Raw genomic sequence first — 15,075 nt, forward strand, 5'->3', positions numbered from 1 at the left:
CGTTAATGTAAACGTATCGATACGCTTTACCGGGGGATTCTACGACTGCTATTGTTTATCAATAGCAGTCGTAGAATCCCCCGGCTAGTTTAGCTCACTCGCTGCTGATGGGCCGCCTGCGACCGCATTTGTTGGGTTAGCACGAAAATTGAAAGGCCAAGTCCAATCGGGAATAGGCCAGACAGACGCATAGATTCATCAAAACCTCTTGTAAACGACAGAAGTACGTACGACATCCCACCGGCTACCAGCACATCGGCTGCGTGGATCAGCTTGTTAGTGACGGGTATACTCTTACCGCCACGTGCTGCAATAAATGAATACATCGCCTGCACCGACTGTAAAACGGCGTACACCATAGCCCAGAAAGCCATCGTTTCCACAATTGTCGTCGTATCCCCCATTGCATCAACCACAATGGCTATTCCAAAACCTATGTCATTCAGGCCATAGGCATACCCCCAAATATTGCTGTTGTCGGTACTGTGGTTCCTACTGGAGAACAGAAACTGGAAAATTCCGGCTAGTATGAACAGGCTACCTAGAATTTGGCCGGACAGGGGCGTAAACGACTGGGCAAACATAAGAATGTAAACACCTAGAAGGACATAAATAAGCCCTTTGGTCAACAAAAAGCCCCAGGGGGTTGAGTGATTTTGAGTTGGCATGACGTTGAGTTGATTAAGTTTTGTTGCACATTTTTCAGCCTTAACCCACGCGTTACCCCTTTGTTTTAAACCCATGAAAACAGTGAGGGCCTGCCCGTATATACAGACAAGTCTTTATAAATGAGGGGAAATCAGGCCAATAAAGGCGTGTGTTCGACCTCCCGGCTTTTCATTCACAAAATCACCTGTTTGCATTAGCCATGCTGCCCGTGTGCCTAAAAAGAAAACGCGCGGAGTGCCGCTAAACAGGCGAGCAACGTGAGGCCGTTACGGACATAGTTTAACCTGATCCAGGAGGTTATTAAACGACTGACGGTGGGTGGGGGTAGCTCATCCGCCTTCTGAAGTTTAATGACCGTTGGGATGAAAAAAGAAAACGTTCCTATTCGTTCGGTGAGGGTAATCAAGGCTGCCGCAAGCCACCAATCATGCCCCATTGCTTGCGATTGCCAGGCAATGACGAGATTAGCCAGGGTGAGGAGCGTAAGCGGCCCTGTTGTGACAAATGCCCAGAACGTTCGGCCGGTGTCTAGTTCGTGCATGGCCTTTGTATTGACATGATAGCCGGACTCGGCCGATTTACAGAACCACAGCGGAAGAACAATCCGGGTTTCATACAGGCCTGCCCCGAAGGCAGTGCCCAGGTTCAGGATAAACAACGCTAACAGAAATGCGGCTATAGGACTCATTAGGCTGGTTAGTTGTCTGGTTACTAAAAGATCGTTTTGCGTTCAGAAAACAAACCTAGACAGTGGCGTTTGAAGATGCCGGGAAAGGGGAGCCAATTCGGAAAAAGCGCTGACAGACAGGCTAAAACAAGCGATGAATTTAGGCAGGAAAGGGAAAAAGATAGCTAGCTACAACATGAGCCAGACGGCCAATGGCAAGTAAAATGGTCGTAAAACCGGCTTACTGATTACCGGGTGATCAACGTATAAACGCAGACCAATGACAACTCTTGAGCACGTACAGCGAAAAGCACAAAGCCTTAAGGATGCCTTTGAAAAAGTGCAGAGTAATCACTTTTACTGGCAAAGGAAAACCAAGCCTTTGTTGGACAAAACGTTGACGCAAATCCAGGAGTCGACCGACTTAAACTGGACGTTCCAGAACCTATCCCCCGAGCTGGTTCGGCTGGTGCTCAATGATGGGCAAGGCCAGCAAATGGCCACGTTGTCCTTTCGTTTGACGTACAAAAGTCTTGTGTCCATCGACATGAGCTATTATAGTCAGACATACCAGCCCGATGCTAAGTCGGAGACCTTCCTGACTATTTATAGTCTGGAACCGGGCCTAATCGATGAAAGCCTGATTTACAGCAGCGTTACCCAACTCATGGATCAGTTGCTGAAGGAATATGGTCCGCTACCGTCTACCTACAAAGATCCGCATGCGACACCCAACACGATTCGTATCCGAACGAATGTGCCGAATAGTTAACCGCTTTGCCAACGATTTCTACCCTATTACCTATTTTAGAAACGTACTCAAATTAGCCTTAGTAACCAGCTGGAAGGGAATAAGTGTTTGTTTCTCATAAGGTTGCCCTTTAGCCGCTTTAATCGCTGTGTCGATGGCTTTGGCACCCTGCTGCTCGGCATTCTGGAAAATGGTCGCGTCGAGCGTTCCTTTCTTTACAGCCTGTAGCGCGTCGGGAATGGCATCGATGCTCACAACAACAACCTTGTCTTTCAGGCCCGCGTCGGTCAGCGCTTTAACGGCACCCAGTCCCATTTCGTCGTTTTGCGCAAAGACGGCGTTGATTTGTGGTCCAAAGGACTGAATCCAGTTTTCCATCAGGGCCATCGCCTTGGCCCGGTCCCATTCGCCGGTCTGATGGGCGAGGAGTTTCAAATTAGGGTACTGTTTCAGGACTTCACGGGCACCCTGTTCCCGTTTTAGTTGGGCGGCCTGGCCCATGTAGCCGTGCATCATTACCACATTGCCTTTGCCCCCTAATTTATCGGCAATAAATTTCATGGCGATACGCGCCGACTCGACATCATCGGACCCCACAAAAGCCGATGGTTTGGCGCTGGTTTCCGAATTGACGTTGATGATCGGAATGTTGGCTGCCAATGCCTTGGCAACGGCTGGCGAACTGGCTTCCACTTCGCACGGATTCATGATGATGGCGTCTACTTTCTGGGCAATAAAGCTCTCGATCTGCTCCACCTGTTTCAGCGCCGACCGCTCAGCATCGACGGTAATCAGCTCGACACCGGCCTCTTGCGCTTTCTTGGTCATTTCGTCATTCACGTTGACGATAAATTCATTCTGCATACTCAACATGGAGACACCCATAACGAGTTTTTTACTGCCATCGCCCTGGCTGGCATCGGTAGTGGCTGACTGGTTGCAGCCTGCCAGCAGTAGCGTAAAAGACAGGGTCGCAATCAGTAGGGGAAAACGGTTCATTCGGTTTGTCGTTTAGGGTGGTACATGGAAAAATTAGTCATTACCCGGTTGATTCATGCTATCGAGCACCACCGCCCCGATGATGATAGCGCCCATGACAACCTGCTGATAATAAGACGTTACGTTGAGTAGGTCAAGCCCATTGCTGATGACGCCAATCAACAGCGCCCCAATCAGGGTGCCCGTCATGGTTCCGGTTCCGCCCGAGGTGCTGGTGCCACCAATGATGGCCGCAGCAATGGCATCCAACTCAAAGCCTGTTCCGGCGTTGGGTTGGCCGGTTGTGATTCGGGATGTCAGCAGAATACCCGCTAATGCGGCTAACCCCCCGCAGAGCGTGTAAACGACCATTTTTACGGTAGTCAACCGGATGCCCGATGCATTGGCTGCCTGTTCGTTGCCACCAACGGCGTAAATGTACCGGCCCAGCACAGTTCGTTTCAGCACGACGGAGCAGACAATGAAGAGGGCAATCAGAATAAAGATTAGCGTCGGTATCCCCAAGAATTTTCCTCCACCCAGGAAGTTGAACGAATCGGATAAGTTGGAAATGGGACGCCCTTTGCTAAGAATCAAGGCAAGCCCCCGGCCGATGGTCATGGTGCCCAGTGTGACAATGAAGGGCGGTACTTTGCTGCGGGTGATAATGAATCCGTTGACAGCACCGAAGAGCAGACCCGCCCCCAGACCTGCCAGCACCGGAACGGCCACCGGATAGGTATCCGGGTGAGCGAACATGGCCGCCACCACGCCCGTCACCGCCACCATGGAACCAATGGACAGGTCGATACCGCCCGCAATGATGACAAACGTGACGCCAAACGCCAGCAAGGCATTGATGGATACCTGCGTCAAAATAATCATCAGGTTCTGCACCGTCAGGAATTTGGGTGTTGTAAGCGAGAGTACCAGGCAAACCGCCACAAAGGCGACCAGAAGGCCGTATTGACGAATGCCTCTGCCGGGTATCTGTGTGGGCAACTTATTGGTTTGCGTGAAGAGCGTACTAATGCCGTTTTTCATGAATAAGAATAAGAAGGTGGTGCTTAGGGATGCATGGCATAGCGCATGATCGTTTCCTGCGTGGCATCGGTCCGGGAAAGCAGGGCAGTCTGTTTCCCCTGCGACAACACCAGTATTCGATCACTCAGGCCCAGTATTTCGGGAAGCTCCGATGAAATCAGGAGCACCGCAAGGCCGTTTGCCGATAATTGATTGATCAGTTTATAGATTTCTGCTTTGGCGCCAATGTCAATGCCCCGGGTTGGTTCATCCAGGATGATGAGCGCCGGTTTAGAAAGAAGGACTTTGCCGAGAATTACTTTTTGCTGGTTGCCTCCGCTCAGGTAGGTCACCTGCTGATTAGGACTGGCTGCTTTTATCCGCAGATCCGCCATCATCGCCTTGGCGGTTTCGGCTTCGCGCCGGGCCTGGATAAAGCCCCCTTTTACATGGGTCGACACGCTCGATAAGGTGATGTTGTGCCTGACCGATAAGCGGGGAATGAAGCCGAATGCTTTTCGGTCTTCGCTCACGTAGCCGATGCCCTGCCGGATCGCGTCATGCGGGGATTTAATGGTTACAGGATTTCCATGAAGGTGAATTTGCCCGCTGCTAATGGGGTCCATCCCAAAGATGGCGCGGGCTATTTCGGTTCTACCCGCACCCATCAGACCAGCTATGCCAAGCACTTCACCAGCACGAACAACGAAGCTGATATCCGAAAACTTGCCCCTTCGGCTGAGGTTTTTTACCGATAGAATCTCATTCCCCTTGGGGCTGTTATTGGCTGGGAACAGTGTATCGATCTCCCGGCCAACCATCAGCGTGATCAATTCATGCTGATTCAGTTCCGAAGCGGGTTTGGTGGCAATGTACCTGCCGTCCCGGAGCACCGTGATGGTATCGGCCAGAGTAAAAATCTCGTCCATTTTGTGCGAGATGTAAATAATTGCGACGCCTTTTGCCGTCAATTCCCGAATAAGCCGGAAAAGAGTAGCCACCTCGTTATCGGCCAGGGCCGAGGTCGGTTCGTCCATAATGATCACCTTTGCATCGTTCGACAGGGCTTTGGCAATCTCGACCATTTGCCTTTCGGCTACACTGAGGTGTTTTATTGTAGCCGTGGGCGCTATGCTTACGCCCATCTGATGCAGCAGTTCACCCGCTTGTTGGGTCAGCTTTCGGTCGTCCAGCCAACTAAACAGGCTACGCTTCGTTTCCCGGCCGAGGAAGATGTTCTGGGCAACGGTTAATTCGGGAACCACCAGTATTTCCTGATGGATCATGGAAATACCTTTTTTCAGTACGTCGTTGACGTTGCTGGTCGTTAAAGGTTCGCCGTCAAGAATGATTTCGCCCGAGTCGGGTGTCAGGAGGCCGATTAACAGCTTCATGAAGGTGGATTTCCCTGCCCCGTTTTCGCCCATCAGTGCGTGCACTTCGCCTTTCCTGACAGCCAGCTGGACGTTATCCAGCGCCTTCACCCCCGAAAATGTTTTCGTGAGCCCCGTGACGGTAAGAATAAATTCCTGATCGACGTGCATACCCTAATGACTGATTGTATCCCTACTTCAGACGATACAAGGCGTTTTGTGTCGAATTTTACCCGTACTTTGTATGCGTATGGAATTGTTCATCACCTCGCTGAATTCGGGCAGCAACGGTAATTGCTATTATGTTGGAAATGAGCAGGAAGCTGTTCTGATCGACGCGGGTATTTCCTGCCGAGAAACTGAACGGCGGATGGAGCGGCTGGGGCTGTCACTCCAGACGGTCAAGGCTATTTTTGTTTCGCACGAACACAGTGACCACATTCGGGGAATTCCTCAACTGGCCAAGAAGTACCAATTGCCCGTTTTCATTACGCCCGGCACCCTGCAAAATTCGGGCTTGCCACAGACCGGCTTCCCGCTGAAAGCCCTGCGCGGTTACGATCCCGTCTGGATTGGCGAGTTATGCGTTACGGCTTTTCCGAAGCACCATGATGCCTCCGACCCGCACAGCTTTGTGGTAGCGGGCCGACATACCAGAGTAGGCGTCTTTACGGATATTGGTGCCCCCTGCGAGCACCTCATTCACCATTTCAGTCAATGCCATGCTGCCTTTCTGGAAGCGAACTACGATGAGGAGATGCTTGAGAGAGGCCGGTACCCGTATTTCCTCAAGAACAGAATTCGAGGGGGCAAAGGACACTTGTCCAATCAGCAGGCTCTGGATCTTTTCCGGACCCATAAGCCTGCTTTCATGAGCCATGTACTACTGTCGCACTTATCGAAAGACAACAATTGCCCGGAGTTATCCAAGGCCCTATTTGATCTTCACCGGGATACCACCGAAGTGATTGTTGCCTCCCGGTATGCCGAAACGCCAGTGTATGCCATCAGGGCAACGCAGGCGGTCGGCGAACTGGTGTAGGACAGCCCTACGACTCGTTTTTTCGCTCGTACTCCACAAAGTCGAAGGCCGAAAAGCCTTTAAATAACTATGGTGTGGACGATTACTTATTTTTCTTAAATGAACTGAAACTGTCTAATTTGAGACTGTTTGCTGGTGTATCTTCTGTCTCTGCATATTTCATAGACAGAGTAGCTATACTTATGTCTTTCATCTATTGTATGGTTCAAGAGTAGCTTCTTGCTATTCCATCCACCCCCTTTACTATTATTGTTGTATATAGCTTCGAAGTTTGGAAAGAATGCATCGGCCTCTGTAAATTCATGGTCGATAACCGTAAGAATTATTTTATCCCACTTAGCTAGAGTTTGCTCGAAGATGCTTGCTCCACCTATAATAAACACTTCTTCGTCTTTTCCCCTAAGGGTTTCTAAAGTGTCAATGCATTCAGGGATTGAATGCTTAATAAGACAGTTATCAACTTCATACGTAGACTGTCTTGTAAGTATAATATTGTATCTATTAGGTAAAGGTTTACCAATCGATTCAAAAGTTCTTCTTCCCATTATTACTGTCTTCCCCAAAGTCCTCTCTTTGAAAAACTTTAAGTCGTCAGGCAAGTGGCATAAGAGTCTGTTTTCTACTCCCATAGCACCATTTTTGTCTACAGCAACGATTGCAGTGATTTTCATAAGAGTCAAATTTTAGGTTAAATAATAGGCTGACAACGAAAAAACCAAGAAGAAAATAGTTTAAACCTCTTTAGGAACCACTTGATCGAAATAATTAACCTTACAAATGCTCATAGCTTACATAATCAAATGCTACTTCATGTTGTTCATCACTAGGATGATTCTGGCGAGAAAATTCTTTCCAATTTGATCGGTCAAATTGGGGAAAATAGCTATCCCCTTCATACTCTTTGTGAATTTCAGTCAAATACAAAGTTGTTGCGATAGGCATAGCTAAGTTATAAATCTCCGCTCCTCCTATTACGAATATCTCTTCATTAGTCCATTTGGCCGCAATTTCTATTGCTTCCTTGAAATCATGAACAACTATGGCATTACTGACCTTGTAACTGTAATTACGGCTTATAGCTATATTTACTAGACTCGGTAATATACCCCTTTGTGCTTCCAAAGACTTACGACCCATAATGGCGACTTGATCTCTAATCTTATGCTTAAAAAAAGCGATATCATCTGGCAAATGCCAAGGTAAATCATTGTTACGACCAATAACGCCATTCTGCGCAACCGCAGCAATGAGACTGATTTTCATAAAGTAAAGAGTAGGAAAATAAAAAGTATCTAACGTTTATAAATCCAGACTTAGGCGATTGCCTCGCAAAAACTCCTCGGCGGTCATGCGCCGTTTGCCTTCGGCTTGCAAAGAGTCAATCTGGAGCCAGCCATCGGCAACTTTCATGACTATTGTTGTTTTTCCGTCGGTCTTAGCCTCACCAACATTAGTAGGAGTATTGACGAGAGAATAAGTTACTATTTCTTTAAGGGTGGCGAACCCAGGATCTAACAACTCATTAATTATTGATACCGCGTAAACCTTGAACACCTTGCCATTGATTTTTGTCCAGGCCGTTGGATAAGGGGACAGGCCCCGCACAAAATTACGAATCGTGATTGCCGGTTGGTTCCAGTTAATTTCGGTGGTTTCACGACTGAGCTTAGGCGCTGCTTTCAGGTCGTGGGCTTCCGGTTGCGGGGTACGCGGATACTCGCCCGCTTCAATGGCATGAACGGTTTTCAGGACCAGGTTGGCCCCTCGTTCCATCAGCCGATCATGAACCGTTCCGGCCGTATCGTCGGGGTAGATCGGTTCGTAATCCTGAAAAATCATCAGGCCCGTGTCAATTTCCTTTTCGATAAAAAAAGTAGTGACGCCCGTTTCCGTTTCGCCATTGATGATGGCCCAGTTGATGGGCGCTGCTCCCCGGTATTGTGGCAGCAGTGATCCATGCAGATTAAACGTTCCTATAGTAGGCATGCTCCAAACCACCTCGGGCAGCATTCGAAACGCAACAACGACCTGAAGGTCAGCCTGGTAGCTAGCTAGTTGTTCCAGGAAGGCCGGGTCGCGGAGTTTTTCGGGTTGCAGAACCGGTAAATTAGCAGCTTCGGCGGCTTTCTTAACAGGGGAAGGCGTAAGCTGAAGCCCACGTCCTGAGGGCCGGTCGGGTGCTGTAACAACGGCAACAACCTGGCAGCCGGCGCCAAGAAGCCGCTGAAGGCTGGCGACGGCAAAATCGGGCGTGCCCATAAATACAATGCGAAGGGACTGAGGCATGAATCAGTAAATCGTTTTTTACGTAGGCCCGCGACTATGTGTTGATATAGCCGGGAAGTATTTTTACTTTTGTATCACAAGACGGGTCGCTCCGAACGCCTTGTAAAAGAATGTGACCGGCCAATAAATGGCTTAGCCAATGCGACGAATAAGTTATCATGTTCCTAAACCGAGCGCTTCGGAAACCCGACGGCGACTCTGACGCGTCTGCAAAGAAAACCAATTTGGTTGCAGAACGGTCGGCGTACCGTTCTTTTTGTTTTTAAGGAGCACACCGAACCAAAAGAATAACGAGTTAGTACTATTAGATTATGGCAAAGATTTCATATTACACCGAAGAAGGACTCAACCGGCTTAAAGCTGAATTAGTGGAGTTAAAAACCAAGGGACGGACGGCTATTGCCCATCAAATTGCCGAAGCGCGTGACAAGGGAGATCTTAGCGAAAATGCAGAGTATGATGCGGCAAAAGATGCGCAGGGCTTGCATGAACTGAAAATATCGAAACTCGAAGAAGTATTGTCGAACGCCCGCGTGCTGGACGAGTCGACCATCGATACCTCGCTGGTATCGGTTTTGTCGAAAGTAAAAATTAAGAATGTAAAAAGTGGGGCCGAAATGCTCTATACGCTGGTTTCAGAAGAAGAAGCCGACCTCAAAGCAGGCCGTATTTCGGTGGGTTCGCCCATTGGAAAGGGGCTGCTTGGCAAGCGTGTTGGTGAGACTGCTGAGATCAAAGTACCGGCTGGCGTACTGGAGTTTAAAGTCATCGAGATTGCCCGGTAGTTTTAATGAAGAGTTTAGCGTGAAGAATGTAGACGAAAGAACTGCGCAAACCTATTCTTCACGCTAAACTGTTCACTCTTCACTTTATTTATGGCTTCCATCTTCTCCCGAATCGTTGCTGGCGAAATTCCAGCCCATAAAATCGCCGAAACGGATGAGTATCTTGCTTTCCTGGACGTCATGCCGACAACGACCGGGCATACGCTCGTCATTCCTAAGAAAGAAGTAGATTATCTGTTCGATCTGGACGACGACCTCTATTTGGGCCTGATGGCTTTCGCCAAGAAAGTGGCCCCGGCCATTGAAAAAGCGGTGCCTTGTCTGCGGATTGGTGTAGCGGTGGTTGGCCTGGAAGTGCCCCACGCACACGTGCATCTGATACCGATGAACTCCATGGCCGATATGAATTTTCATAACAAACTGAAGCCGAGTCAGGATGAGCTGGCGGCCACAGCCGAGAAAATTCGTCGCTTTTTGTAATTTTTAATAAGCCACCAAACACCAAGGCCGGACAATTTCACATTGTCCAGCCTTGGTGTTTGGTGGCTCTATGAATGAAGAAGCGGTATGGTTTTCGTAGTGCGGACCTTCGCATTCGCCATTCTGTCATCCCGACGTCAGGAGGAGTCTTAATCTCTCCTGGCGCTCAAGTAAGGAAATAGTAAGATCCCTCCTGACGTCGGGATGACAAAAATCCAGTTACGACAGCTCGTCTCGTCTACTCAACAGCGCCTTCCAGCGTCTTGACGATGCCCAGGGTAAGTAGTGAATTTAGGTGTTGGGCAACGGCTTCGCTGAAACCTGGTAGGGCGGTCAAGTCGTCTTGCCAGAGTTTTGTGTCGGATAAAACGCTTTTTACGAAAGCCTGCACAGTTGCTGGTGTTCGCTCTTTAACGGTTTTCCAGTCCCCATAAAAATACCCGGCTTTATCGTCCCGAATGGGGTAGTTGAGTTTGCCACCGCTTGGCAGGGCAATTTCGCCGAAAAATTGCCCTTTTTCTTCCCGTACCGCTTTCATAAACAGCAGGTAGGCCGCAAAGCCAAGCGCCATCAGGTTAGGTACCGTATTGAATTGTTCATAATACCGTTGCAGGGTCGCTACATTGCGGGCCTGCATTTTTGTCGTTTGCTGAAGCGAAATATTGAGTAGTAAGTGGTCGAGGTGCGGGTTTCTGAATCGGTCCAGTACATCGTTGGCAAACTGTTCAACGGCGGCTTTATCCATACCCGGAATGCCATAATCGGGCACGGTTGGGACAATCTCCTTTAGCATCAGCGATTCAATAAACCGACTCATGGCCGGGTGGAGCATTTCATCGGCAACCGTTTCCAGTCCTAGCAGATAACCCAGCGGCATGGTAAGCGTATGGGTTCCATTGAGTACCCGTAACTTGCGCTCTTTGTAAAAATTTATATCCTCATCGATAATGATCTGAGGGGTCAATGGTCCGGCAAATGACAGCGTTTGACGAACGCGGTCGTCGCCCTCAATGGCCCACAGGTGGTAGGGTTCGGTAAACGTAAGCAGGTCGTCCTGGTAACCGGTTTCCTGCTGCACGAGTTGCTGGGCGCTTTCGGTGGGGCGCGTAACAATGCGGTCAACGAGCGAATTACAGAACCGGACGTGGAACTTGAGCCATTTCGTAAAGAGCTTGCCTAGTTCATTGAATTGCGCAAGTTTCTCAACCGCATCCCGCAGTTTCAGGCCGTTGTCGGTGACCAGTTCGGTAGGAATAACAACGAGCCCCTTGGCCTTCGAGCCACCAACGCTCCGAAACCGCTCATAAAGAAAGGCCGTTAGCTTGGCTGGGAATGATTGCGGAGGGTGTTGGAAAATACTCTCTTCAACGTAGTTCAACCCGATCTCGGTTGTGTTGGAGATGATGATCTGTAGTTTTGGATTTCGGGCCAGTACCAGCACATCGTTCCACTGAGTCTGAGCCGCCAACACCCGGCTGATGGCCGAAACGATGGTATTTTCGGACACCTCTTTCCCCTGCTGAAGTCCCCGAACGGCAACCGTATACAGGTTGTCCTGCTCCGAAAATTCGTTGGTCTGGCTATCGGTCGATTTTACGACAACGATAGAGCCTTCAAATCGCCCTTCGCTATTGGCTTTTTGTACTAAATAATCGGGTAAGCCGCGCAGAAGGACACCCGTGCCGAATTGCAGAATCTTTTCGGGAAAAACGGGAGCGGGGTGGGTTGAACGGGTTAATTTAGCCATGGTTGGGTGTGCGGTAAGCGGGCCTTCGGTCATCAATCAGATGGATTTACTATTAACTATACTTGACGTTTTGCCTTAATTGGTCATAATTCAGCAATAATACGAACTACATCGTTATCCCGAACGGCAATCTTATCAAAAACGCCATTCGCCCGAATGTCAATTAAGTATATGATAACAAAAAGCGGCACGGTTTATACTGTTGCGCTAGCCGTGTTTTCGAGTCGACTGGGTTGTCTAGAGTTGAATAGATGGTAATTATATAGCTATAACTAATCACAAAGTAACTTTTATTGTAATATTGTATTGTAATAAATATACATATCGTTGGTTTTTGTAGAAATCATATCGTGAGATTATGAGAAAACTGCTCACATACAGCGCATTGTCACTTGCTCTACTGATTTCCTATAATGGTTGTAAAAAGCAGACTGAGGTTGAAGAGGAGACTACTCTAAAACCACCCGCCTGTTTGATTGCTACAAAAACTACCAAAGAGTCGGTGAGTTCCTATCAACAATCTCAACTTGACTTGGAGACAGTCACTATCGGAAATGAATCGGTTCAGGTCAGCACGACCCAAAAGAGTGTCTATAGCTACGATACAAAGGGTCGTATTTTGACCGAATATAATGCGTATTCAGGCGCAAAATATGATTCTGTTTTGTATAAATATACGGCTGGGGCTGTCACTATACGTACAATTAACCTCACGGATAAAACATTTCAGACTGAGGTTTTAAAATTAAATAAGCAGGGATTGGCGGAGAAATTAATTAATGGCCCTTTTCCTACCAGTTATAATGCCTCGTACGACCAGGATGGGTATTTGACAAGCTTAACAGATTATTATGGGGTACCCGAAAAAATTGAAAACGGTAATGTAATTCAGTGGGTGTTTACTCTTGAAGGCCCAGGCACAGGAGATTTCCCCTACATATATAGCTACGACCTAACTAAACCGGGCTTACCACCTATTAAATTGTTTTATGGAAAATCCCCTCGCAATCTGAGAACAAAGTATACCGTTCAGCAAACAGATTACAAACAAACGGGCCCCGTCAAATATACAGTCACTTACACCTACGTATTCGACGATATAGGCCGTGTGAAACGTCAGATTGAAGAGGAAAAAGACAGTGGATATATATTTGGTGGAAACGATGGTAAAGTTACCGTTACGGATTTTACTTACCTGTGCCCTTGATAGGATAACCCCGTATTGCCAGCTAGTAATTGCTTTACTTTTCGATACTAAAATTTAATTCTTTATCCTCAACCTAGCATGGTGTCACCATGAAAAGTTTAGCTCTATACACAGGATTGTCATTCGTCTTACTGGTTTCCTGTGGCGGTTGTGAAAAACAGACCGAGGTTGAGGGGGAAACTATACCCAAAGCCCCCACCTGTTTGATTGCTACGCAGACTATGAAAGAACTAGTAAGCCCCAGCCAGCAATCTCAACTTGATGTTGAAACGGTGACAATAAACGGAGAATCGTTTCAGGTCAGTACGACCCGGAAAAGCGTTTATACGTACGATGCTTATGGGCGTATTCTAACTGAGTATAATCAATACGCAGGTAGCCAGGCCCACTATAACGGAGCAAATAGTGATTCGGTTTATTATCAGTATATGCCCTCTGCAGTAAGCATACGTACGATTAGGTTTGCTGATAGCGGCAAAAAGGAAAGCATAGATTTGATTGCCTTAAATAAGCAAGGTTATGCTCCAAAGCGACCTAATGGTTACGAAGCTACATATGACAAAGATGGTTATTTGTTAACGCTTAAAGATCAATGGGGAGAAGCGAAAGTTGATAAGGGCAATGTAGTGGAGTCACTATTCGTAGATAGCCCAGTTACACCCAGCTATATTACTAAAAGTGAGTATGACTTAAGCAAGCCAGGGTTACACTCAGTACAAGGTTTTTATGGGAAAACATCTCGCAATTTATTGATTAAGCAAACCATTGATGAGAAGTTTACAACGCAGCTGTACCCGGGTGTACACACCGTTAAGTATTCATACGTATTTAATGAAACGGGTAATGTAAAGCGACAGATTTTTCGGGGGAAGGATGGTGAACTGGGCTACATATACGGTGGTGACAGGGTAACCGTCACTGATTTTACCTATAGCTGTCCTTAATCTCTTTTTCTTATTAGGAGATCTTCTCCTTTATTTTCTAATCCATTCACTTAAAGGCAGGTTTTTTACAGATAAACCGTTTACAGAGAACCGCATCAGCGCTTCAGTTTGCCCGAACTATCGCCGTTGGCCAGGGTGTCCACTTCGGCAACGGTGGCCAGGTTGACATCGCCTGGAATGGTGTGCTTTAGAGCTGATGCGGCTGCGCCAAATTCAACGGCCCGCTGCAAGTCGTTGAACGTCAGCAGGCCGTAGATCAGGCCCGCCATGTACGCATCGCCCGTGCCGATTCGATCTGTAATGGGGTTGATGTCATAGATTCGGGATTTGTAGACGGCTTCGCCATCGAACAGCTTGGCCGACAACTGATTGTGCGAGGCACTGACAGATCTTCGTTTAGTGTCGGTAATGTAGCGAACATTGGGGAAGTGTTTCATCAGGGCACGTCCCGACTCCTGAAAGGTGCTGCCAACCACGCCATACAGGTCGGAGAAAAGGGTTTTGCTGCCCAGCACAAGCGTACAGCCTTCGGTTAGGGCGGGCATAATGTCCTGGGGCTTTCGTCCATATTGCCACAGATTACTTCGGTAAACAATGTCCGTAGAGACCGGAACGCCCAGCCGGTTGGCGGTTTGTATGCCTGCCAGCAAACAGTCGGCCGCGCCCTGCGACAGGGCGGGCGTGATGCCCGTCCAGTGAAACCAGGAAGCGCCCTGTAGAACGGTTTCCCAGTCGATCTCCTCGGGGCGAATACGGGCAAAGGCTGAATCGACCCGATCATAAATAATCTGGCTGGCCCGGCTACCGGCCCCCGTTTCCAGAAAATAAAGACCCAGGCGTCCATCGCCGTAGCGAATATGTTCGGTGCTGACGGCGTATTTACGAAGGTAACCCGTAGCCGCCCGGCCAAGGGCATGATCGGGAAAGCGGGTGACGTGCGCTGCCTGTAGGCCAAACTGCGCGAGTGATACGGCCACATTGGCTTCGGTACCCCCGAAATGCATATGGAGCGTGTCGGTCTGGGCAAAGCGTTCGACGCCGGGCGGACTCAGGCGAAGCATCACTTCGCCAAAGGTGACAATTTTCATCGGTGCGATGGGGTATAAACGTGACTTGACAGAAA

At 48.5% G+C, this 15,075-nt stretch carries 16 protein-coding genes; 6 read left to right on the forward strand and 10 right to left on the reverse strand.

The window, feature by feature from the left end; translation table 11 throughout:
• Positions 1-89: 89 nt before the first annotated feature.
• Positions 90-668, reverse strand: a complete 579-nt coding sequence (locus SD10_RS06835; protein ID WP_046376268.1) for a DUF308 domain-containing protein — start codon at positions 666-668, stop codon at positions 90-92.
• Between the two features lie 215 nt (positions 669-883).
• A complete protein-coding gene (locus tag SD10_RS06840; protein ID WP_046376269.1) occupies positions 884-1,357 on the reverse strand; it encodes an anthrone oxygenase family protein in 474 nt (157 codons plus the stop codon).
• Positions 1,358-1,616: 259 nt separating this feature from the next.
• Between SD10_RS06840 and SD10_RS06845 the strand changes: the two genes are divergently transcribed.
• Positions 1,617-2,108: a hypothetical protein gene (locus SD10_RS06845; RefSeq protein ID WP_046376270.1), complete on the forward strand. Its 492-nt coding sequence runs from the start codon at positions 1,617-1,619 to the stop codon at positions 2,106-2,108.
• 30 nt (positions 2,109-2,138) lie between these two features.
• Here SD10_RS06845 and SD10_RS06850 read toward each other — a convergent pair whose 3' ends face one another.
• From SD10_RS06850 to SD10_RS06860, 3 genes are read right to left on the reverse strand one after another with little or no spacing between them, the layout of a single operon-like run.
• A complete protein-coding gene (locus tag SD10_RS06850; protein ID WP_046376271.1) occupies positions 2,139-3,086 on the reverse strand; it encodes a sugar ABC transporter substrate-binding protein in 948 nt (315 codons plus the stop codon).
• A 33-nt stretch (positions 3,087-3,119) separates the two neighbouring features.
• Complete coding sequence (locus SD10_RS06855) at positions 3,120-4,109, reverse strand: ABC transporter permease (protein WP_046376272.1); 990 nt, start codon at positions 4,107-4,109, stop codon at positions 3,120-3,122.
• Between the two features lie 23 nt (positions 4,110-4,132).
• The gene (locus SD10_RS06860) at positions 4,133-5,632 is read right to left on the reverse strand and encodes a sugar ABC transporter ATP-binding protein (RefSeq protein WP_046376273.1); all 1,500 of its coding nucleotides are present in this window, start codon (positions 5,630-5,632) and stop codon (positions 4,133-4,135) included.
• A 79-nt stretch (positions 5,633-5,711) separates the two neighbouring features.
• Between SD10_RS06860 and SD10_RS06865 the strand changes: the two genes are divergently transcribed.
• Positions 5,712-6,503: an MBL fold metallo-hydrolase gene (locus SD10_RS06865; protein WP_046376274.1), complete on the forward strand. Its 792-nt coding sequence runs from the start codon at positions 5,712-5,714 to the stop codon at positions 6,501-6,503.
• A gap of 95 nt (positions 6,504-6,598) precedes the next feature.
• On the opposite strand, the gene SD10_RS06870 is transcribed toward SD10_RS06865, so the two are convergent.
• From SD10_RS06870 to fmt, 3 genes are all read right to left on the reverse strand, one after another.
• Positions 6,599-7,174 (reverse strand): dihydrofolate reductase, encoded by a 576-nt coding sequence (locus tag SD10_RS06870; RefSeq protein ID WP_046376275.1) that lies wholly within the window; start codon positions 7,172-7,174, stop codon positions 6,599-6,601.
• Between the two features lie 100 nt (positions 7,175-7,274).
• The gene (locus tag SD10_RS06875; protein ID WP_046376276.1) at positions 7,275-7,766 is read right to left on the reverse strand and encodes a dihydrofolate reductase; all 492 of its coding nucleotides are present in this window, start codon (positions 7,764-7,766) and stop codon (positions 7,275-7,277) included.
• Positions 7,767-7,802: 36 nt separating this feature from the next.
• Positions 7,803-8,789, reverse strand: coding sequence for a methionyl-tRNA formyltransferase (gene fmt / locus SD10_RS06880; protein ID WP_227699162.1), 987 nt, complete (start codon positions 8,787-8,789; stop codon positions 7,803-7,805).
• A gap of 311 nt (positions 8,790-9,100) precedes the next feature.
• On the opposite strand from fmt, the gene greA reads away from it, so the two are divergent.
• The gene (greA, locus tag SD10_RS06885; protein WP_046376277.1) at positions 9,101-9,574 is read left to right on the forward strand and encodes a transcription elongation factor GreA; all 474 of its coding nucleotides are present in this window, start codon (positions 9,101-9,103) and stop codon (positions 9,572-9,574) included.
• A 90-nt stretch (positions 9,575-9,664) separates the two neighbouring features.
• Positions 9,665-10,054, forward strand: coding sequence for an HIT family protein (locus SD10_RS06890; protein WP_046376278.1), 390 nt, complete (start codon positions 9,665-9,667; stop codon positions 10,052-10,054).
• Positions 10,055-10,292: 238 nt separating this feature from the next.
• On the opposite strand, the gene SD10_RS06895 is transcribed toward SD10_RS06890, so the two are convergent.
• Complete coding sequence (locus tag SD10_RS06895; protein WP_046579145.1) at positions 10,293-11,801, reverse strand: tagaturonate reductase; 1,509 nt, start codon at positions 11,799-11,801, stop codon at positions 10,293-10,295.
• 358 nt (positions 11,802-12,159) lie between these two features.
• On the opposite strand from SD10_RS06895, the gene SD10_RS06900 reads away from it, so the two are divergent.
• Both SD10_RS06900 and SD10_RS06905 read left to right on the forward strand, forming a co-directional pair.
• Positions 12,160-13,008: a hypothetical protein gene (locus SD10_RS06900; protein ID WP_148562391.1), complete on the forward strand. Its 849-nt coding sequence runs from the start codon at positions 12,160-12,162 to the stop codon at positions 13,006-13,008.
• A 221-nt stretch (positions 13,009-13,229) separates the two neighbouring features.
• Positions 13,230-13,952: a hypothetical protein gene (locus tag SD10_RS06905; protein WP_148562392.1), complete on the forward strand. Its 723-nt coding sequence runs from the start codon at positions 13,230-13,232 to the stop codon at positions 13,950-13,952.
• A gap of 95 nt (positions 13,953-14,047) precedes the next feature.
• Here SD10_RS06905 and SD10_RS06910 read toward each other — a convergent pair whose 3' ends face one another.
• On the reverse strand, positions 14,048-15,040 hold the full coding sequence (locus tag SD10_RS06910; RefSeq protein ID WP_046376281.1) for a sugar kinase: 993 nt from the start codon (positions 15,038-15,040) through the stop codon (positions 14,048-14,050).
• Between the last annotated feature and the right edge of the window lie 35 nt (positions 15,041-15,075).

The sequence above is a fragment of the Spirosoma radiotolerans genome (assembly GCF_000974425.1).
Classification (GTDB): domain Bacteria; phylum Bacteroidota; class Bacteroidia; order Cytophagales; family Spirosomataceae; genus Spirosoma; species Spirosoma radiotolerans.